This window comes from Lysinibacillus fusiformis (genome assembly GCF_016925635.1).
Lineage (GTDB): Bacteria > Bacillota > Bacilli > Bacillales_A > Planococcaceae > Lysinibacillus > Lysinibacillus fusiformis_F.
In genome coordinates, this window is record NZ_CP070490.1 from 3,172,899 (window position 1) to 3,193,776 (window position 20,878).

Consider the following 20,878-nt stretch of genomic DNA (forward strand, 5'->3'; position numbering starts at 1 on the left):
GATGGAAAAAATCATTTGTGCTTGTGGTCATAGTAATCCATACGGCACGAAGCTTTGTGAGAAATGTGGTCGTCCTTTAACCGAAGAAGAAAAACAAAATAAAGTTGTTGATATGCGCTATGATGGTATGGCCATTCGTTCCAAAACATATAACAAATCATTTGTTGATAAAATATGGAATTTCTTCTCAAGTGTTAAAGTTGGTATATCCTTAATTATTATCACATTAATTGCTGCTTCAGTCGGAACATTACTACCGCAAGAGTTTTACGTAAAAGCTTCTGATATGGAGAAGGGGGCTTATTACGCAGACGTATATGGTACATTCGGTAAAATCTATTATACGTTGGGGCTTTCGGATTTATATAGCTCATGGTGGTTCCAGATTTTAGTTGGTATGCTAGCAGTATCAATTATAGTGGCAAGTCTTGACCGAGGCATTCCACTTTATAAATCATTAAAGAATCAACGTGTTAAAAGACATGAAAGCTTTATGAAGCGTCAGCGCATTGTTGCAGAAGGACAAGTGTCAGCGAGTGCGGAAGAAACGCTTGATAAAGTGGCTCAAAAAATGACTGAGATGAAGTATTCTGTTCGTCGAGATGGTAGCGCTCTCTTAGCTGAAAAAGGACGCTTTTCTCGTTACGGTCCGTACATAAACCATGTAGGTCTCATCATTTTTTTAGGTGGGGTCATGCTACGTCTAGTTCCAGGCTTCTATGTTGATGAATCGATATGGGTGCGTGAAGGTGAAACACGAGCTATCACTGGAATGGAAGGCTATTTCATTGAAAACCGTGACTTTATTTTAGAAACACATGATAATACACCTCAAGGTGAGCAAGTTAAACAGGGTGTGAATGTAGTGGCTAAAAACTTCCAGACCGATATTACACTTTACAAGCAACCTGAAGACGCATTACCTGGGGATACGGAAAATCTAGAAAAAGTAAAAGACTATTCTATTCGTGTAAACCATCCTTTGAAAGAAGATGGCTTTGCTCTTTACCAGATGGATTATCGTCTAAATGAATTAAAACAAATGAATTTTGAATTAATTAATAAGACGACGGAGAAATCATTAGGTAAGGTAGAGATTGATTTAACAAACCCTAAAAAAGAATATGATTTAGGCAATGGTTCATCCGTTCAAATACTAGTGTATACACCAGATTTTGATGGGTTTGAAAATGGTGAGCCACAAACAAAAACATCAATTCCAAATAATCCCGCGTTTTTATTTAAAATGACAACACCAGAAACACCAGAAGGAGAAGTAAGCTTTGTTGAAATTATGCAACCTCCTTTAGAACCACTTGGTGAAAATAAATACAGAATGAAGTTTGCTAGTGCAGAAATGCGTGACATGTCAGGTATTACGGTACGTAAAGATAGTACCATCCCTATTCTGTTTGTTGGGGGTGTCATCTTTATGATCGGTGTTGCGATTGGCTCTTATTGGAATCATCGTCGTTTATGGCTGCAAGTGGAACCCGACGGCCGTGTGTTAATGGCTGCCCATGTCAACAAAAATATGTTCAGCATGAAAAAGGATTTAGATGCTGTCACAACATTTGCTGCATTGCCTCCGTATACAGATCAGTTAGAGAAAGATGAGGCTGGCGAAGAGTCCACAAATGGTGGCATTAAAGAAAAGGAAGGTGACAACACCTTATGAGTTTGATTGATATAAGTGGAAACTTATTATTTGTAGCGTTTATTGCTTATTTAGTTGCGACATTATTATTTGGTGGTTCAATTAAGCAAGCTAATGCTACTGGTAAGAATACTGGCAAATGGGGCCAGCTTGCCATTGTGGTTACCATTATTGGTTTCTTATCACAGCTTGGCTATTTTATTACGCGTTGGATCTATACTGGACATGCGCCTGTAAGTAATATGTTTGAATTTACGACTGCCTTCGGTATGTTCATTGTCGGCGCGTTTATCTTAATTTATTTTATTTATCGTTTGACTGCACTTGGATTAGTGGCATTGCCTGTAGCGCTTTTAATTATCGCTTATGCAGCAATGTTCCCGAAAGAAGTAAGTCCACTAGTGCCGTCGTTACAAAGCTATTGGTTAACGATTCACGTTATTACAGCAGCATTAGGTCAATCTATTTTAGCTATTAGTGCTGTGGCAGGACTTATTTACTTATTAAAAGTAGTAGATTTAACGAAGCGTTCTAAACAACGTTTTTGGTTAGAGGCCGTGATGTACTGTCTTGTAGTAGTTATTGGGTTTGTTGCGGTAACATCTACATTTAGTGCTATGGATTATGAGTCTAGCTATAATTATGTGGATAAAGAAGGAACTACTCGTAAAATTATTTACAATTTACCTCCGATTTTCGGTATGAATGAATATGAAGTGGTTGAAGAACATGGCATGTCACCATTAGTAGAAATGCCAGCATTAATTAATGCTAAAAAATTAACAACTGTTGTTTGGTCATTAATGGTAGGATCTATTTTGTATTTATTAATTCGTTTAATCGCTCGCCGTCGAATTAGTGCCATTTTCCAACCACTAGTTAAACGTGTCAATTTACAATTACTTGATGAAATTGGTTATCGTTCAGTGTTGATTGGTTTCCCTGTATTCTCCCTAGGTGCTTTAATCTTTGCGATGATTTGGGCACAAATTGCTTGGAGTCGATTCTGGGGTTGGGATCCAAAAGAAGTATGGGCTCTTATTACATGGTTATTCTATGCAGCATTCCTGCATTTACGTTTATCAAAAGGCTGGGAAGGTCGAAAATCTGCTTGGTTAGCATTAATTGGTTTCGGAATTATTTTATTCAACCTAATTGCTGTTAACTTAATCCTTGCAGGTTTACACTCCTACGCGTAACCTGTGAAACAACAAGCCTTTTCGCTGTAGCGAAGAGGCTTTCTTTTCTTTTCAATATGTGTCACAGCATGTACAATAGAAGGTAGAGAAAGATTGGAAGAGAGGGATCGTGAAAGTGTCAGAAAATATTTCAGTATTAGTAGTAGACGACGAGGATCGTATTCGCCGCTTATTAAAAATGTATCTAGAGCGAGAAGGATACCTTGTTGACGAGGCAGAAAATGGTGAACAAGCGATCGAGAAATCTTTAGAAAAAGAGTACCACTGTATTTTACTTGATATTATGATGCCTGAAAAAGATGGGCTAGAAGTGTGTGCGGAAATTCGAGAACGCGCAGCAACACCGATTATTTTATTAACTGCAAAAGGCGAAGAAGCGAATCGTGTACAAGGCTTTGAGCTTGGCGCAGATGACTATATTGTAAAACCATTTAGTCCTCGTGAGGTTGTTTTACGTGTGAAGGCTATTTTACGCCGTTCACAAGCTTTCTCACCAACGACGAATGCATCCTCTTCAAAAGATTTGGTGGTGTTCCAGCATTTAATGATTGATCACGATGCACACCGTGTCACAGCAGAGGGGATTGAGGTCAATTTAACACCAAAAGAGTATGAATTACTGTACTTCTTAGCGAAATCGCCAGACAAAGTATTTGACCGTGAACAACTACTAAAAGAAGTATGGCATTATGACTTCTTTGGTGATTTACGTACAGTGGATACACATGTAAAACGGTTACGTGAAAAGCTCAACCGAGTTTCTGAAAACGCTGCTAAAATGATTGTGACAGTTTGGGGCGTTGGATACAAATTTGAGGTTGTCAATGAATAGAATATGGAATAGTGTTGTCGGGAAGCTATGGGTAACCATATTGCTTCTCGTTTCATTTGTATTATTTGTTTTCACGGTATTAATGCTTGAATTTCTTCAAAATTATCATATGCAGCAAGCAGAAATTTCATTGCGTCAGACAGCTGCTACAGTGGCAAGTATAGTAGATGACAATGAAACAGCAGAATCTACTTCGGAATTATTAAAAGATATTTTACCTACAGGGACCAATGCATTGATCGCGATAAGCCATGTTGAAGTATCCTTCGCAATGCAGGAGGGTGTCAACAAAAAAGAAATACAAGATACTATTTTAGCCAATAAATCTTTTCATGAAGTGTTTCAATCAGATGAACCCATTATTAAAGAAATGATGATGCCTTCTTCTACTGATCAAGAAAAGATGGAATCGTATGTCGTACTTGGTTTCCCCCTAAATGTTGAAAATGCAGTACATGGAGCTGTCTTCATCTATCAAAGCCCAGATGCGCTACATAAAACGTCTAAGGAAACAACGAAAATTGTCTTTTTAGCTGCCTTCATAGCATTTGTGCTGACGACATTCTTCGCATTTTTCCTTTCTTCACGTATTACTTCACCATTAAGAAAAATGCGTGAGTTGGCTTTTGAAATTGCGAAAGGAAATTTTGAAGCGAAAATGCCTACAACGCAAAATGACGAAATTGGTCAACTTGCCGTTGCCTTCAACCAAATGGGTCGTCAATTAAAGCACAATTTAGAGGTTATCAATCAAGAAAACGAACAGCTTTCGAATATTTTGACATCTATGACAGATGCAGTGATTACCTTTAACCGTGATCGTACAATATTATTAAGTAACCCACCAGCAGAACGTTTAATGCAAAAGTGGTTTGTGAATAAAGGCTCGCAAAGTGCAAAGCCTATCCCCCCAGAGCTGTATCATATGCTTGATCATGTGCTGATGTTTGAGGATAAACTAGAAGAGGAAATTGAAATGGACGGCAACTACTACACATTTACGATTAGTCCTCTTTATAGTGGTGAAATGATACGTGGGGCTGTGGCTGTTATTCGTGATATGACTGAGCAACATCGCTTAGAAAAATTAAGATCCGATTTTATCGCTAATGTTTCTCACGAACTACGGACACCGATTGCTATGCTACAAGGTTACTCTGAAGCATTAATGGACGATGATTTTATTCAGGATCAGGAAGAGCGTAATGAGATTACCAAAATTATTTATGATGAATCAAAGCGAATGGGTCGCCTTGTGACAGATCTATTAGATTTGGCACGCATGGAATCAGGGCATATGACGCTTTATAAAGATGAATTACCGATCAATTCGACATTCGAGCGTATTACACAAAAATTTGCTCAGGTAGCAAAGGAAAAGCACGTTCGTCTGCAATTTGACAGTGAATTTAATGACGAGGCCATGATTAATATTGATGAGGATCGGATTGAACAAGTGCTTACAAATTTAGTCGATAATGCACTAAGGCATACAGATGAAGGGTCTGTGACTGTAAAAATCGAGCAGGAGCCGACATTTGCTAAAATATCTGTTCAAGATACAGGGCATGGCATTCCTCAGGACGACTTACCATATGTCTTTGAACGCTTTTACAAAGCCGATAAGGCACGTACCCGTTCCAAAGGCGGAACTGGTCTTGGCTTAGCCATTGCTAGAAATATTGTGAAGGCACACTCAGGTAATATTATGGTAGACAGTGTGCTGAAAGAGGGTACGACCTTCACGTTTTATTTACCGTTCGATTAATAACATGTATTGCTATTAATTGGCTGTAACTTCTATGAATGTAAGACGACAAATATTATAGAACGGGGGTGGAGTGCTTTGAATGACTCCGTGTTCCATCGACTATACGATGCATATCACCAAGACGTGTTTCAGTTTTTAATATATTTAGTAAAAAACCGTACACTTGCCGAAGATTTAGCACATGAAGTTTATGTACGAGTGTTGCGCTCATATGATCAATTTGCAGGGAATAGTAGTGAGAAAACATGGCTATTTGCTATTGCCAAAAATGTAGCGATTGATCATTTTAGAAAGCAAGCTGTACGCCAAAAGCATTCACATGATTTCTTTGACTGGGAAACGGAACAGCTCCATTCAACCACACCATCACCGGAAGATATGCTACAGGCCAGTGATGAATTTATGCAGGTAGAATCAGCACTTGAAAACTGTACAGGCGACCAAAAAATGGTCATTATAATGCGCTATTTTCAGGATTTATCGATCGCAGAAACAGCGCAAATACTAGATTGGACAGAAGCTAAGGTAAAAACGACCCAGCATCGAGCCATTAAATTTTTAAGGCAACAGCTACAGCCGATTAGAGAACAGGAGGCGAAACGGCAATGACGCATAAGCCATTTGATGATGAACAGCTTGAATATGTATTGAACAATGCCCCTAAGCTTTCTGACCACCGTTCAAAAGAAGAAATATTAAATCGGTTAATGGCAGATGCTCGCTTGCAGGATAATAGTCACCTTCAAGAAGCAATACAACAACCTATAGAGAATGAAGAAGCACAACAAGAAAGTAAACCTTCGATCCAAGATGAACGTCCATCACGATTTAAGTTCCGAAAAATGCCGATTTTTACGAGTGTAGCAGCAGTTTTCGCGCTAACGGTACTCGTTGGCTCCATGTTCATGAATAATGACGCTAGCCAAAAAGATCTAGCTAGTACTCCAGAAACGGCTAATTACGCTACTTTACAGGAAGATCGTTCTGCTAAAGACGCTGCTACGCAGGATGAAGCGCTTCAATCCAGTATTGTATCGGAGCATGAGCGCATGTTATCTTTACGGTCATCTGTCTATGAGGAAGATGTGAAAGATGCTGTCGTTTTCCGTATTGGTTTAGCAGGACGTGATGCGGAAAGTGTGCCAATGACATATGTGATACCAAATGAGCGTGTAGCAACTGATTTTGGAACAGAAAAACCTTCTACTCTACAGATGTATGAGAAATACGCTCCTCAAATTGATGAAGAAGCCAAAAGGTTTACAGATTATCATCCTTTTAAAGGTGAACTGAAGGAGAAGGAAGACAAGCTTGTCCACGTTTTACCAAAGGACAATGACTATGATGTTGCTTCAGCTACCGTCAATGAGTATAAAGGAACTTTGGAAGATACATTCTCAGATTCTGAATATACGGAAGTGGAGATTCAAAATGAAGATGGCACACCTTATGAGTTTTCTCAAGAGGGCGAGCCAAGCCAAGCTATGTCATTAACAAACGCCAAACATTTTAATTATTATTTATACCAAGATGGTAATGGTGCGGAATATCTGTCACCAGATTTCCGTCAAACATTTGCAAATGTTACAGAGGCACTTACACTCATGAAAAACAAAAATGATGATGTTTATGTAACAGTTGTTCCTGAAAATGTGACTTATACCGTGAAAGAGGAAGCGGAAGGTGTCGTCGTTACATTTGATATCCCCTTAGATTTAGCATCGATGGAGCCAATCCGCGCCACGCAATTGATTGAGGCCATGATGTTAACTGCTGCTGGCTTTGGCCAACAATTACGCTTAGATAATGTGGTCCAAGAAAGCTGGGAAGGATTCGATTTGAAAACGTATTTGCCAAAGCCTGTGGGGCCAAATAAACAATATATGCCTTAGTCAAAAATGAGGCTGGGACAAAACCCACCTCTAAATTAAAAAGCCTGTGAAATTTTACGATCAGTAAAATTTCACAGGCTTTAAATTTTTTCATAAAAAAATAAGGATCACTTCTGATAAAATTAAGTCACCACAACAAAATTATACAGAAAGAAGGATCCTTATGTTTAAAAATTATAACATGAATCAATTAGTTTTGCCTTTAGATTTAGAAGTAACATTACAAAAAAATGATATTGCCTTCCATGTCCACCATCTAGTTGAAAGTATCTCGCCTGAAGCGTTTGAACCATTCCTTCGAAATGAAGGCTGTCCCGCCTACCATCCACGCATGATGCTTAAAATTATCTTATGTGCTTATACACAATCTGTCTTCTCAGGGCGTAAAATTGAAGCCCTATTAAAAGATAGTCTTCGGATGATGTGGCTAGCTCAAGGGTATGAACCAAGCTACCGCACGATCAACCGTTTTCGTGTTCAACCAGAAATGAAAGAGTTGATCCGCCAATGTTTCGTCCAATTCCGTTGCCAGTTGGTCCAAGAAGAATTAATTGATCAGGAAGCTATTTTTATTGATGGAACAAAGATCGAAGCCAATGCGAACAAATTTACTTTCGTGTGGAAAAAATCCATCGAGAAATATCATAACGGATTAATTGAAAAATCAAACCAGTTATACGATGAGCTACTCGAGAAAGAAATCATACCAGAAATTGAACGAGAAAATGTAGAAGAATTAGCAGTAGAAGAGCTCGCCCAGATGGTAGAAAAAGTAGACGAAGTGATTTCCGCGTATGATCAAAAAATAGAGGATTCATCGGATGTAGCTGCGCGAAAAGCTTTAAGAGCCGAACGGAAATTCCCAAAGCAAGCACGCAAACAATTAATCGACTATATTGTACGTAAACTAAAATATCAAAAAGACTTTGAAATCTTTGGCATGCGAAATAGTTATTCCAAGACGGACTCAGATGCCACATTTATGCGAATGAAGGATGACTATATGAAAAATGGTCAATTGAAAGCAGGTTATAACATCCAAGTCGCAACAGAAGGTCAATATGTGCTTGCCTATAGTATCTATTCGAACCCAACGGATACACGTACCTTAATCCCGTTTTTAGATGAAATCGAACAACATTATTTTGAACTACCAAAACACGTTGTCGCAGATGCTGGATATGGTAGCGAACAAAATTATGATGATATCCTTTCGAATCGTAAACGAGAAGCCTTAATTACGTATAACTTGTATTTAAAAGAACAAAAGAAAAAGTATAAACAAAACGAATTCAATACAGCATACTGGGATTATGATGAAGAAAATGATCAATACACATGCCCGAACCAACAACAGCTTGTATTTAAATATCGTACCACGAAAACGGATCAATATGATTTCACGCGCGAGTTTAAGGTATACGAATGTGAAGACTGTTCCGAATGCCCATTCCGTTCATTATGTACAAAAGCAAAAGAAGGAAATAATCGTAAGTTAATAGTGAATGAGAAGTGGGAACAGCAAAAAGAATATGTAAGAACAAAGCTTTCAGAAGAAAAAACGAGTACCATTTATCGTCAACGCAAAATTGACGTGGAACCAGTTTTTGGATTCTTGAAAGCTAATTTGCGTTTCACTCGATTTTCTGTTCGAGGAAAATCGAAGGTTAAAAATGAAATAGGTCTGGCATTAATGGCTGTGAATTTAAGAAAATTCACAGCCATTAGGTATGGAGACAACATAAAAAATAGAGAAATCCTAATTTGAATTCATTCAAATTAGGATTTCTCACTAATTGAGGCTAGTTATGTCCCAGCCTCATTTTTATAATACATACAAATCTAATCGGATTTTTTTAAGCAGAACTATTTACTTTTTCTTGATAATTAATTATAGTAAGGTTGTAGTATAAAATAATATGATTCATCTTCGGGGCAGGGTGAAAATCCCGACCGGCGGTAATAGAGTGGTAAACCGTTAATGTTTTTCATTAACTCGAATGGTTTATGCTACACTCTTCAGCCCGCGACCTGTGCAAATTTATTTGCATGGCTGACTTGGTGTGATTCCAAGGCCGACAGTTAAAGTCTGGATGGGAGAAGATGGAGGTACGATCGTCATTCATTGTTATGAAGTGAACTATAGCCGAGCGCTTTTTTGTAGGGCTTTTTAAACAGTGCTCAAAAAATAGTTTATATTGACGCTTATTCGTCATGCCTTTCTCCCTTGTGCTTTTTCATGCATAAGGGTTTTTTCATGCTAACAATTGAAAGATCGTCACCTTTCTTCTTGCGAGATTGAATCAGCAAAGAGGAGAGAGTTTTCTATGAAGAAGAATGTTAAACTTCAATCGTTTATTACGATTGGTATGCTGAGCAGTATTTCGTTTTTATTAATGCTTTTTAATTTCCCAATTCCGCCGTTCCCAGCATTTTTGGAAGTGGACTTTAGTGATATGCCTGCATTAATAGCAGCCATCACAATGGGGCCTGTAGCTGGTATTTTAGTAGAGTTATTTAAAAATGTATTGGATTGGATTTTCTCAGGAACGCCAACAGGTGTGCCAGTAGGTCATATTGCTAACTTTACAACAGGTATTTTATTTATTTTACCAGTAAGCTTTATTTTTAATCGATTTAAAACAATTGCTGGTCTTGTTGGAGGTTTAGCAACAGGTACAGTCGTTATGGCAGTAGGCATGAGTATTTTAAACTATGTAGTATTTTTACCAATGTACACATACTTCTTAGGAATGGAACCTGTTGTAGGTGACTCACTTTATAAAATGATTGTCGCTGGGATTTTACCATTTAACATTGTGAAAGGTATTTTATTAACGGCTATTATGGCGTTTTTATTTACAACAATGCGCAAATGGATCGACCGTCAACGTTCTATCTATATATCAAAATAATATACGCTAACCTCGGGTGAATATACCCGAGGTTTTTTTGTTGAAGGAATGATGGATAGGGTTTAAGGATGTAACGGATAAATTACTAAAAAGAACGGATAGAAAGGCAAAACTAACGGATAAACATAGAAAAAAGTAATGGAGTGTTCTAGCTATCTAGTACTTTATCATTATGACCTAGTCGAAAGCTATATTTTCATGTAAAATAGGGAAGAGTTTAGAATGTTTGAGGAGTTTGAAGAGATGAGTGAACAAAAGGGACAGTGGTCTAGTAAATTAGGATTTATTTTAGCATCAGCAGGTGCTGCAATTGGACTAGGGGCAATTTGGAAACTACCCTATGTAACGGGACAAAGTGGTGGAGGAGCGTTTTTCCTAATCTTTGTGTTATTTACCTTGTTAATAGGGTTACCAATGCTATTGTCCGAGTATGTTTTGGGACGTGGTACACAATCAGAGGCTGTAACGGCATATAAAAAAATTGCTCCGACAAAGTCAGGCTGGGCTTGGATTGGTCGAATGGGTGTACTAGGTTGTTTTTTATTATTAACTTTTTATAGTGTAGTTGGAGGTTGGATCTTTATTTATAGCGGGCTCGGTGTTGCTGGCGCTGTAATCGATCCAGCAGTAGATCCAGCTGAGCTATTTGGAAAAATTATAGGTACGCCTTGGATTACGCTAGTTGGTTTAGTGTTGTTTACATTAGCCAATGTACTTGTGATTTCGTTAGGTGTACAAAATGGGATTGAAAAGGCCAATAAATGGATGATGCCGCTACTCTTTATAATGTTCATTGTCCTTGTTGTGCGTGCTGTTACATTGGATGGGGCAATGGAGGGCGTAAAATTCTTCTTATGGCCTGATTTCTCGAATATTACTGGAAAGGCATTATTAGAAGCGCTGGGGCAATCGTTCTTTGGGTTAGCAGTGGGATTCTCTTGTCTTGTTACATATAGTTCTTATCTAAAAAAAGATGTAAGTCTGCCAAATTCAGCAGGTTCTGTTGTGCTGTTAACTGTGCTAGTCTCATTTTTAGCAGGATTAGCGATTTTCCCTGTTGTGTTCGCCTTTGATTTAGAGCCAGCAGCGGGTCCAGGCTTGCTATTTATGGTGCTACCAACAGCTTTCAGTCAAATGCCATTCGGTGAAGTATTTTTAGCGATGTTTTTATTACTATTTTTATTTGCCACATTAACGTCATCATTTAGTTTATATGAAATTATTGTCGCGGCATTTATGGAACATAGTCAGAAATCACGTCCAATGTGGACACTTTTACTTGGTATAGTCGTATTTATTGCAGCTATTCCAGCAGCACTTTCTTCTAGTGTTTTATCGGATATAACGATTTTTGAGAAAAGTATTTTTGATGCAACCGATTTTCTAGTGTCAAACATCATGCTTCCATTAGGAAATTTATTCATTGCTATCTTTATTGCCCATGTAGTGGATAAAGAATTTGTGAAAAGAGAATTGTTAATGGGTAGTCAAATGGGACAAGGCTATTATTCATCATATCGTATGTTAATGTTAGTTGTCGTACCGATCATCATTCTTGTCGTGTTTGTTAATATGCTACTGCAATATTAAAGAAAAGGTGTATTCCATCTAATAGGAATACACCTTTCATAGTGTTGAAAAACAAAACCATCAATAGAATTTTTGTGAAAGGTGAAAATGGTTTCCGTTGCAGGCTACTTGCTTTCCTGTGGGCGAGCGCCGAATCGCTTCCTCCGCTACCGCTCCGTGCAGGGTTTCGCCTGTCTCGCTATCCCACGGGAGTCAAGTAGCCCTCCACTCCAACCCATAAATATTTAATTTTTTTAGCAAAGATTTCCAAATAAAATGAAGATGTTCACTACTCTTTATGGAGGAGTGTTGTCACGCATCACTTCTCCACATTGAAAATAAAGGGCCTATCCCCCTAAGAATACAGTTATTGGGCTATTTGATTGCTATGCTAGTATGAAAAAAAGTAAAGACATTTTGCAGCATGGTTGATTGGAGTGGAGCCAGCGTCACTCCTAGGGGATTTAGCGTCACAGATGAGACCCTGGAGCGAACGGAAGTGAGTGAAGCGGCTCATCGGACGCCCCCTGGAAAGGACGCTGGCGGAACGGAAATCAACCCCTCGCCTTGCTAAAAGATCTTTTTCTGCTAGTGACATGATCTTTTTTCAACAACATGAAAGGTGTATTCCGTCTAATAGGAATACACTTTTTTTAGTATGACAAGAATTAATATTCGTTAAGTGATAGCTCTCCTAGCCAATCTTCTTTAATAATTTTCTTTGCTTGTTCTTCGCTTTTGGCAATAGGGAATACTTTATCAACCTGTGAAATAGCGAATAAGTTGCGAATGAAATCATCGACGACAATAATGGCAATTTTTTTATCTTTTACAGACACCTTCTTAGCGAAATTAACGATCATACCGAATCCGGTGCTATCGATATTTGTAACCTTTTGCATATCGATAATGTATCCGTGTTTTGTGTCCAAGCTAAGTGTTTGCAGCTCTGACTTTATATCTTCAATTATCCCGTATTCTAAATCGCCAGTAAACGCAATCACAATATAATCAGCCTTTGTGTCAATATTCATTGCAATGTTCTTCTGATTCATCCTATAGCGCCTCCATTTTTCTTTACTTGTTTGGGATTTATTCAAACTTAAATTTATTAACTTCATTTTGTAAATTATCAGCAATTGATGATAGCTCATCCGAACTTTGTGTAATTTCTGCAACTGTCGCATATTGCTCTTCAGAAGTCGCGGCAATCTCCTCTGTAGCTGCTGCAGCGTCCTCGATAATACGTGAAATATCTTGGATAGCTTGTTGCACACCTAAGGAGTTGTCGTTAACATGTGTAAATGCAACTTTCATTTGTTCGACACCTTCTTCTGTTTCGACAACTTTCTCCACGATTTCTTTTAAGGCACTTCCACCTTTATTAATGATTGTTACTTGCTCCTCGACCGCCAATAGATTGCTTTCCATCGTCCTTACCGTCACAGAAGTTTCAGCTTGGATATCATTAATGAGATTTGTAATTTGTCCAGCTGCTAAACTTGACTGTTCTGCTAGCTGACGAACCTCTGATGCAACGACAGCAAAGCCTTTTCCTTGATCGCCTGCTCGTGCTGCCTCGATGGCTGCATTGAGTGCTAACAGATTCGTTTGCTCAGCAATGCCTGTGATAACGGTAATAATACCACCAATTTCTTCAGAGCGCTTGCCTAACTTCTGGATAGAATCAGTTGCATAAGACACAGTTTTCGTCACATCACCTAAATGCATAATCGCTTCATTGATGGCTTCTTCTCCTTTGCGTGCGATATGAGTTGATTCAATAGCGCTATTTAAAGTGATTTCGGCCTTTTGTAAGCTCTTTGATACTTCCTCGATCGTTTTTTGCATCATGGAAACGATTCGTTCAGCCTGGTCGGATTGAGTCGTAGTACCAACAGCAATTTCATTCATTGTCAATGCGATTTGGTTAGATGCTTCACTTGTTTGATGGGATGATTCTGCTAAAGTGTGTGATGACTTTGCGATTTGATGTGCACTACCAGCCACAATCATTATCGTCTCTGTTAAATGATTTTTCATACTACTAAATGCGCGTGCTAATTCAGCGATTTCATCTTTGCCTTTCGGGTTTAACAGTTTAACATTTAAGTTTAGTTCTGCTAGCTCCTTGGCATTTGTACTCAGAATATTAATCGGATTAACAATTTGTTTTTGTAAGAACCAACTAATTCCTCCAATCATCACAATGGCAATCACTAAGGAAATGGCTACATTCTCCAGTGCTGATTTTGTGGCAATGCTTATATAAGGAGCGGTAGGGACAGCGGTTGCCCATACGCCGATAACCTCCCCTTGGCTATTTACTATAGGATCATAGGCTGCTTGATGCAAACTTCCTAAGACATTTGCAGAACCGATAAAGCGCTTTTTTTCTCCTAGCACAACAGTAGCAACCTCGTCAGAAACTTTTGTATTTAAAGCGCGTTGACCGTTATCTACTATATTGGTACTTATACGAGTATCATTTTGAAAGATGGATACAGCATTCCCGTTTGTGAGTTCTCCAACTTTATCAGCTGCCTCAAAATTTTCTACCATATTGATATCGCCCTTATAGAGTTGGTTGTTTTTAATGGACCATTCTCCAGGATATTTAGCGTCTAAATATTCATAGCTTACCTGTATATCTGATAGAAGCTTTGTATCAGCACTTTCTAATAGATTGTTCTTGGCAACAAAAAAATTGACTCCTGCTAAAAGGGAAGTAAGTAAGATAATACAACCAAATATAAGCAGATTCATTTTTTTTCGTATAGATAACTTCATTAAAACACGCCCCCAATTTTACGTTTACTTTATATATGAATCTTTTTTGAAATACCAACTAAAAATTTTGTTTCTGAAATATTTTCAAACCAAATATGGTCGACCATATTTTTGACAAAAAATAAACCGCGTCCACGATCAGAATAATCAAGTTCGTCTAAATCGAATTGAAGAACTTTGTCCCAGTCATTTTCGGCAATACCTTTTGCTTCATCAGTGACTGTTATTTTTATTTCTTCGTATGATTGCGTTACATGTATTTGGATCTCCTTTTGAGAGGGTGTGTCAATTTTCCCCATAGCCTCTACGGCATTGATGACTAATTCATGTACAACAAATCGTAATTCTCGTTTATAAGGTAGATTATATAACTCTGTATAATTCTCCATTACTTGATCAATAAAGGCTATAGCTTGTGTATCAGGATTTACATTGAGTGTGAATTCCATCTTCAATCACCTACCCTTTAATGTAATTGTTATTGAAACGACTGTGATGTCATCACTGTAATCATTATCAAATAAATTGTATTTTTGAGAAAACTTTTGTAGTGCATAGCTATTATCCTGTGAAGCATAACTGTAGAAAAAGTCCATATCAATTGAATTTTGCTCGTTTAATGTTAATAATCCATCCGTATAAAGAATAATGCGGTGCCAGCCTGATAAAGGTATTGTTTTTTTATTTATTTGAATAGTAGGGAATAGTCCGAGGATAGGCGTATTCGCTGGGAGGAAGACTGTTTCTCCATATTTTCCAAATAAAAAACCAGAAGGATGAGCCGCATTCACATAGTGCAAAGTTCCGTTTTTTGTATCTAGAAGTATGTAGATTGCCGTCATTAAAAAACGGTCCATATCATCAGAAAATAGCTCGTATATTTGGCGGTTAAGTTCTTGAATTACTGCTACTGGATCAATTAACTTCGTAATCATTCCTTTTAATAAGGATCTAATAGACATAGTAACGAGTGATGCAGCGATACCATGCCCCATTGCATCATACAGAAGAATGGCGGTTAAATGTTCATTAATTTTAAACCAGCAGTACATGTCACCTCCTAGTGTATTGGATGTTACATAAAGACCATCAACCTGTATATGCTCAAGATTTAATGGGGGAGATAGTGCATTCTTTTGGAATTTTTTTGCAACAAACAAATCTTTTTGAATCATACTTTCCTGCTGCTTTCGAAGCGTGGCTTCCCTCTGATATTTTAAGGCTACTTGAATACGAGTCTTAAATTGAGTGAAATCAAAAGGTTTTAAAATAAAGTCGAAAATACCAGCTTCAAATACCCTATCAATTGTTATGGTTTTTTCGTAGGTAGTAGATAGAAGGATAGGGACTTCTATCCAATTTTTAAGTACATGAATGTGCTGACAAATTTCCTCGCAATTTCTGAGTGTCATTTTAGTGTCGAGTACGATTAATTCTAGCTCATCTTTCAAAGATGAATCTACTAAATAATTCATTGCTGCTTCCGTTGTTGAAAAGCAATGAATATTTGGGATGCCGATACGATGAAAATATTTTTGCAGACGCAGCACATCATTACTTACGCTGCCAATGATTAATACTGACATGCCTACTCAATTCACCGCCTTATGTATCTATAACTAAATATTTCCTGGAAGCCAACATAATGATTTCTAACCATAATATATACTCCGTATTTACTTATAATATGAATAAATTAAAATTCTAATTTGCTATAAATTTACCAATAAATATGGCATTATACAAGGCTTTTGTGATATAAAGTAAAACTTAATCAGTGGGGTTTTTGACATCCAAGCTCATGAAGAGTGTTCTAGGGTTATGTTTTTAGCAATGTTCTTGTGTTATATGCATTTGCTGCATGAAGATGTAGTAAACGCTTCGCTCCTAATCATGCAAATAAACTGTCCAATCATTAGACAGACAAAGAGTTTTTATAAGACTAAAGACCTTTTGTAGAAAGTAGTAATTTTGTCCTTTATTAAAGATGAAAGAACGCTATTTTAGATGGAAATGTGATAAAAAAATTAATCTAAAAAAGGGATTAATATATTCGATAATATGCATGTTAGAAAACCTTACATATATATTGCGTATCCTCCATTTTTAATGTATTTTAAAAACAGTCATAAAAATTTATGTTAACTAAAATTACATTGGAGTGGTGAAGAATGAAACATTATACAAAAGAAGATATTGTACGCCGAGTGAAGGAAGAAAATGTGAAATTTATTCGCCTACAATTTACAGATATATTAGGAACAATTAAAAATGTGGAAGTGCCTGTCAGTCAATTAGAGAAAGCGTTAGATAATAAAGTCATGTTTGATGGCTCTTCAATCGAGGGCTTTGTGCGTATTGAAGAATCAGATATGTATTTAAAGCCCGATATCGATACCTTCGTAATTTTTCCTTGGACTGCTGAAAAAGGGAAAGTAGCTCGCTTTATTTGTGATATTGCGAGACCAGATGGTACACCATTTGAAGGAGACCCACGCTCCAATTTAAAACGTGTATTAAAGGAAATGGAGGAGCTAGGCTTTACTTCGTTTAATTTAGGACCAGAGCCTGAGTTTTTCCTGTTCAAGCTGGACGAAAAGGGACACCCAACACTGGAATTAAATGATAGTGGGGGCTATTTTGATTTAGCGCCAACTGATTTGGGGGAGAACTGTCGTCGTGACATCGTTTTAGAGTTAGAGGGAATGGGCTTTGAAATTGAAGCTTCTCATCATGAAGTAGCACCTGGCCAGCATGAAATTGACTTTAAGTATGCCAGTGCCATTGAGGCATGTGATAATATTCAAACATTTAAACTAGTCGTAAAAACCATTGCTGCACAGCATGGCCTCCACGCAACATTTATGCCAAAGCCACTGTTTGGGGTCAATGGGTCAGGAATGCATTTTAACTTATCGTTATTTGAAGGTGATAAAAACGCCTTCTACGATGAACATGCTGACTTACAATTAAGTGCAACCGCACGTAGCTTTATGGCAGGGATCATGAAGCATGTGCATGGCTTTACAGCTATCACGAATCCACTTGTCAATTCCTATAAACGATTAGTACCTGGCTATGAGGCACCTTGCTATGTAGCATGGTCAGCTCAAAACCGCTCACCACTAATTCGTATTCCAGCAGCACGTGGACTATCTACACGGATTGAATTGCGTTCAGTTGATCCAGCAGCAAACCCGTATTTAGCAATGGCTGTTATTCTAGCATCTGGACTAGATGGCATACGTAAAGATTTAACGCCACCAGCTGCGGTAGATCGTAATATTTATAAAATGACAGCAGCGGAGCGGGAGTTGAATGGGATTGACAGTTTACCATCCTCATTGGAATTTGCGCTAATCGAATTAGAGATGGATGCCATTGTTCGTGATGCACTGGGTGACCATATTTACGATAAATTTACAGCTGCAAAAGAGATTGAATGGAATAAATATCGCACACGTGTCCATAATTGGGAGCGTGAGGAGTATTTAAAGATGTACTAAAAAAATGTTGGGGCTGTTTTTTGCCCCAACTTTTTTATGTGACATGAACTTCTTTTTGCTCTATCATAAGATTAAAGGAGTGTGGGCAATGACACAAATAACTCAAGTTGTGACAATTCAAAACAATGATATTGTGCAATTTGAACTTGATATTAACCGGGCTTTAGTAGATTTAAAAGGCTTTTTAATACTTGATATTAAATACAATACGCTCTTTATTGGAGAACAGACAGTCATCCATTCTGCTTTAATTATTTATCAGCAAAATGATTAGAACATTTAACAAGATGGGGTCATGTCGATGAGACGTGACTTTTTTTACTCAAATAAATAAAGATAATAGAAAGACTCGATCTTCTGGAAAGGTTAATGGTAATCGGGCAACTTCGTCCTTAGATTTCCATGCGATGTCATAAATTAATTCGTCAGGATCTTGAATTAGCATTTGTCCGCCAGCCAGGACAGTTTCAAAGTAATATACCTCCACAATTTCATTCTGCTTATGATGAATTTCTTTAAGAATCGTTACGATATAGCCTGTTTCTTCATAAACCTCTCGAATACAGCAAGCCCTAAAATCTTCCGTTGCCTCTTTACCACCTGATGGAACAGCCCATCTTTTCTCTTCATCCTTATTCCCTTGCAAAACCATTAATAATTGATTGTCTTCGTTCAAACAAATAGCGGCAGCACCTTGCCATTTCACAAGTAAAACCCCTTTTTATCTATTTTTACCTATGGAGTATGTAATTGTAAATAAAAACAGACGGATATCGAAAAAATTCTATATACTTTTGCTATAATAAAATTATCATGTTAATTGAACAGAGGAGGGGTGTACTTGAAAATACGGTTAGGTCTTCTTGGCCCTTCAGACTCAATTGAATTTGTCGAAGCGGTCTTGAAAAATTGGCCAGAGTTTATATGTACCTCGATAGAATGTCTCGCAGAAGCGGATTTAGATGTAAAAGTGACACCTCTATTGCAAGAAGAAATGGATATGTGGCTGTGTACAGGGCCAATCACCTATGATATTGTGCAAAGTTGGAATCAGCTAAAGACACCCATTTTTTATGTTATGTATAAAGGATCTTCCTTATATAAAACGGTGTTAAGGGTATTGTATGAACACAAAATCGAAGTGAATGAAATCAGCTATGATGCTGGTAATAATGATGCATGGGAGCAAGCTTTGGTGGAGGCAGGAATCGAAGTGAAGCCTAAATTTGTGGAATCTGAGACGATCTCCTTAAATGAGCTTGTACACTATCATTTTAAGCTTTGGGAAAGTGGCCAAACAAAGGCGGCCATTACAGGTCATCCCATTCATCATGAGCTACAACAGCTAGGTGTTCCAACCTATCGACTGTTCCCATCCTCAATGGCAGTAGAAGCCGTTATTACGAATATGCTAAGAACATATGAAATGTTACGTTATAAGGCGACGCAAATTGCTGTGCAAATTATCGAAATTGATCCTTTTTTAGGAATCGCAAAAAATAATTTTTCTACAGATGAGTTGTTTAGAATGGAACTGAAGATTATGGAGCATTTGCTAACATATACAAAAAGCATCCATGGTTCCATTAAATCTACAAGATTTGGGCGTTATGTAATTTTCACGACGAGAGGCTTAATGGAGGACATAACGAAGAATTTTAGCCAAATGCCTGATATAGAAGATTTCACACAACTAGATCAAGAGGCCATGACTTGTGGAATTGGAATTGGTCAAACAGTATATGACGCAGAAATCAACGCTGGAAATGCTTTATTGCATGCAAAGGACTGCGGTAAGGGATCGTGGATGGTTTGTTTCGATGATAAAAAAATCGCTGGACCCCTTGGAAAGCCTGAACAACTTACATATTCCTATACCTCAGAAGAATTAGAGGCTTTAAGTCAAGAAACCTCCTTAAGTGTGATGACATTAAATAAGTTAAAGTCATCATTGAAAAAATTAGCAAGTGATGAGCTGAATGCTAATGAGCTAGCTAAATATATGCAAATACCAGCTCGAAGTGCACGCCGAATATTAACAACCCTTGAGGAAAAAGGATTCGCTGAAGTAGTTGCAGAGGAAAAACCCCACACACGCGGACGTCCACGGAAGGTTTATAAAATTTCTCCATTCTAAAAAGAGAGTCCATAATTACATGGACTCTCTTTTCATGTTGTTGAAAAAAGATAATGTCAACGGCAGAAAAAGCAACTTTGCAAGGTAAGGGGTTGATTTCCGTTCCGCCAGTGTCCTTTCCAGGGGGCGTCCGATGAGCCGCTTCACTCACTAACGTTCGCTCCAGGGTCTCCTCTGTGACGCTAAATCCCCTAGGAGTGACGCTGGCTCCACTCCAATCAACCATTCTACAAAGTGTCTTTACTTTTTTTCATAGTAGCATAGCGATCAAATCGCCCATTATCTGTATTCTTAACGGGGATAAGCTCTTATTTTCAGTGTGGAGAAGTGATGCGTGACAACACCTCTTCATAAAGAGTAGTGAGCACCTTCACTTTATTTGAAAACCTTTGCTAAAAAGTTAGTGGGTTGAAGTGGAAGGCTACTTGACTCCCATGGGATAGCGAGACAGGCGAGCCGCTGCACGGAGCGTGAGCGGAGGAAGCGGCTCGGCGTTCGCCCACAGGAAAGCAAGTAGCCTGCAACGGAAATCCATTTCTACCTTTCAATTGACTGTTTTGTTTTTCAACACTAAGAAAAGAGAGTCCATAATTACATGGACTCTCTTTTA

The 20,878-nt window shown here is 38.0% G+C and carries 17 protein-coding genes and 1 riboswitch; of the genes, 12 read left to right on the plus strand and 5 right to left on the minus strand.

Annotation, left to right across the window (positions count from 1 at the left end; genetic code table 11):
- Position 1: 1 nt before the first annotated feature.
- From resB to JTI58_RS15485, 9 genes are all read left to right on the plus strand, one after another.
- Complete coding sequence (resB, locus tag JTI58_RS15445; protein ID WP_205442129.1) at positions 2-1,678, plus strand: cytochrome c biogenesis protein ResB; 1,677 nt, start codon at positions 2-4, stop codon at positions 1,676-1,678.
- Positions 1,675-2,856 carry a c-type cytochrome biogenesis protein CcsB gene (gene ccsB, locus JTI58_RS15450; RefSeq protein ID WP_279381275.1) on the plus strand — a complete coding sequence of 394 codons (1,182 nt, stop codon included), beginning with the start codon at positions 1,675-1,677 and terminating at the stop codon, positions 2,854-2,856. The genes resB and ccsB overlap by 4 nt, the downstream gene beginning before the upstream one ends.
- 115 nt (positions 2,857-2,971) lie before the next feature.
- On the plus strand, positions 2,972-3,688 hold the full coding sequence (locus JTI58_RS15455) for a response regulator transcription factor (protein ID WP_004232215.1): 717 nt from the start codon (positions 2,972-2,974) through the stop codon (positions 3,686-3,688).
- Positions 3,681-5,456 carry an ATP-binding protein gene (locus JTI58_RS15460; protein ID WP_205442130.1) on the plus strand — a complete coding sequence of 592 codons (1,776 nt, stop codon included), beginning with the start codon at positions 3,681-3,683 and terminating at the stop codon, positions 5,454-5,456. The genes JTI58_RS15455 and JTI58_RS15460 overlap by 8 nt, the downstream gene beginning before the upstream one ends.
- 78 nt (positions 5,457-5,534) lie before the next feature.
- Positions 5,535-6,068, plus strand: coding sequence for an RNA polymerase sigma factor SigX (gene sigX / locus JTI58_RS15465; RefSeq protein WP_009370717.1), 534 nt, complete (start codon positions 5,535-5,537; stop codon positions 6,066-6,068).
- Positions 6,065-7,351 (plus strand): RNA polymerase subunit sigma, encoded by a 1,287-nt coding sequence (locus JTI58_RS15470; protein ID WP_205442131.1) that lies wholly within the window; start codon positions 6,065-6,067, stop codon positions 7,349-7,351. Before sigX ends, JTI58_RS15470 begins: the two co-directional genes overlap by 4 nt.
- 163 nt (positions 7,352-7,514) lie before the next feature.
- Entirely contained in the window at positions 7,515-9,119 is a 1,605-nt protein-coding gene (locus tag JTI58_RS15475) for an IS1182 family transposase (RefSeq protein ID WP_205442132.1), read from the plus strand.
- A 154-nt stretch (positions 9,120-9,273) separates the two neighbouring features.
- Positions 9,274-9,460, plus strand: a riboswitch (FMN riboswitch).
- 218 nt (positions 9,461-9,678) lie between these two features.
- Entirely contained in the window at positions 9,679-10,266 is a 588-nt protein-coding gene (locus JTI58_RS15480; RefSeq protein WP_205442133.1) for an ECF transporter S component, read from the plus strand.
- Between the two features lie 243 nt (positions 10,267-10,509).
- Positions 10,510-11,856, plus strand: a complete 1,347-nt coding sequence (locus JTI58_RS15485; RefSeq protein ID WP_243456066.1) for a sodium-dependent transporter — start codon at positions 10,510-10,512, stop codon at positions 11,854-11,856.
- A 647-nt stretch (positions 11,857-12,503) separates the two neighbouring features.
- Here JTI58_RS15485 and JTI58_RS15490 read toward each other — a convergent pair.
- Genes JTI58_RS15490 through JTI58_RS15505 form a run of 4 tightly spaced genes read right to left on the minus strand, consistent with a single transcriptional unit; the run spans position 12,504 to position 16,211 of the window.
- Complete coding sequence (locus JTI58_RS15490) at positions 12,504-12,890, minus strand: STAS domain-containing protein (protein WP_205442135.1); 387 nt, start codon at positions 12,888-12,890, stop codon at positions 12,504-12,506.
- Between the two features lie 37 nt (positions 12,891-12,927).
- On the minus strand, positions 12,928-14,625 hold the full coding sequence (locus JTI58_RS15495) for a methyl-accepting chemotaxis protein (protein WP_205442137.1): 1,698 nt from the start codon (positions 14,623-14,625) through the stop codon (positions 12,928-12,930).
- A 29-nt stretch (positions 14,626-14,654) separates the two neighbouring features.
- Positions 14,655-15,074 (minus strand): ATP-binding protein, encoded by a 420-nt coding sequence (locus JTI58_RS15500; protein ID WP_205442138.1) that lies wholly within the window; start codon positions 15,072-15,074, stop codon positions 14,655-14,657.
- Between the two features lie 6 nt (positions 15,075-15,080).
- Positions 15,081-16,211 carry a SpoIIE family protein phosphatase gene (locus JTI58_RS15505; protein WP_205442139.1) on the minus strand — a complete coding sequence of 377 codons (1,131 nt, stop codon included), beginning with the start codon at positions 16,209-16,211 and terminating at the stop codon, positions 15,081-15,083.
- Between the two features lie 585 nt (positions 16,212-16,796).
- Here JTI58_RS15505 and glnA point away from each other — a divergent pair.
- Both glnA and JTI58_RS15515 read left to right on the plus strand, forming a co-directional pair.
- On the plus strand, positions 16,797-18,131 hold the full coding sequence (glnA, locus tag JTI58_RS15510) for a type I glutamate--ammonia ligase (protein WP_205442140.1): 1,335 nt from the start codon (positions 16,797-16,799) through the stop codon (positions 18,129-18,131).
- A gap of 88 nt (positions 18,132-18,219) precedes the next feature.
- On the plus strand, positions 18,220-18,405 hold the full coding sequence (locus JTI58_RS15515) for a hypothetical protein (RefSeq protein ID WP_205442142.1): 186 nt from the start codon (positions 18,220-18,222) through the stop codon (positions 18,403-18,405).
- A 48-nt stretch (positions 18,406-18,453) separates the two neighbouring features.
- Here JTI58_RS15515 and JTI58_RS15520 read toward each other — a convergent pair whose 3' ends face one another.
- The gene (locus tag JTI58_RS15520) at positions 18,454-18,837 is read right to left on the minus strand and encodes an NUDIX hydrolase (RefSeq protein ID WP_205442143.1); all 384 of its coding nucleotides are present in this window, start codon (positions 18,835-18,837) and stop codon (positions 18,454-18,456) included.
- Positions 18,838-18,972: 135 nt separating this feature from the next.
- Here JTI58_RS15520 and JTI58_RS15525 point away from each other — a divergent pair, with 135 nt between their 5' ends.
- The gene (locus tag JTI58_RS15525; protein ID WP_205442145.1) at positions 18,973-20,268 is read left to right on the plus strand and encodes a helix-turn-helix domain-containing protein; all 1,296 of its coding nucleotides are present in this window, start codon (positions 18,973-18,975) and stop codon (positions 20,266-20,268) included.
- Positions 20,269-20,878 lie beyond the last annotated feature (610 nt).

Excerpts from the sequence above, each read along its gene's own strand:
- resB (WP_205442129.1), top strand. The coding sequence starts at position 2 with ATGGAAAAAATCATTTGTGCTTGTGGTCATAGTAATCCATACGGCACG.
- glnA (WP_205442140.1), top strand. The coding sequence starts at position 16,797 with ATGAAACATTATACAAAAGAAGATATTGTACGCCGAGTGAAGGAAGAA.
- ccsB (WP_279381275.1), top strand. The coding sequence starts at position 1,675 with ATGAGTTTGATTGATATAAGTGGAAACTTATTATTTGTAGCGTTTATT.
- JTI58_RS15490 (WP_205442135.1), bottom strand. The coding sequence starts at position 12,890 with ATGAATCAGAAGAACATTGCAATGAATATTGACACAAAGGCTGATTAT.
- JTI58_RS15500 (WP_205442138.1), bottom strand. The coding sequence starts at position 15,074 with ATGGAATTCACACTCAATGTAAATCCTGATACACAAGCTATAGCCTTT.
- JTI58_RS15485 (WP_243456066.1), top strand. The coding sequence starts at position 10,510 with ATGAGTGAACAAAAGGGACAGTGGTCTAGTAAATTAGGATTTATTTTA.
- JTI58_RS15470 (WP_205442131.1), top strand. The coding sequence starts at position 6,065 with ATGACGCATAAGCCATTTGATGATGAACAGCTTGAATATGTATTGAAC.
- JTI58_RS15505 (WP_205442139.1), bottom strand. The coding sequence starts at position 16,211 with ATGTCAGTATTAATCATTGGCAGCGTAAGTAATGATGTGCTGCGTCTG.
- JTI58_RS15480 (WP_205442133.1), top strand. The coding sequence starts at position 9,679 with ATGAAGAAGAATGTTAAACTTCAATCGTTTATTACGATTGGTATGCTG.
- JTI58_RS15495 (WP_205442137.1), bottom strand. The coding sequence starts at position 14,625 with ATGAAGTTATCTATACGAAAAAAAATGAATCTGCTTATATTTGGTTGT.
- JTI58_RS15515 (WP_205442142.1), top strand. The coding sequence starts at position 18,220 with ATGACACAAATAACTCAAGTTGTGACAATTCAAAACAATGATATTGTG.
- JTI58_RS15475 (WP_205442132.1), top strand. The coding sequence starts at position 7,515 with ATGTTTAAAAATTATAACATGAATCAATTAGTTTTGCCTTTAGATTTA.
- JTI58_RS15460 (WP_205442130.1), top strand. The coding sequence starts at position 3,681 with ATGAATAGAATATGGAATAGTGTTGTCGGGAAGCTATGGGTAACCATA.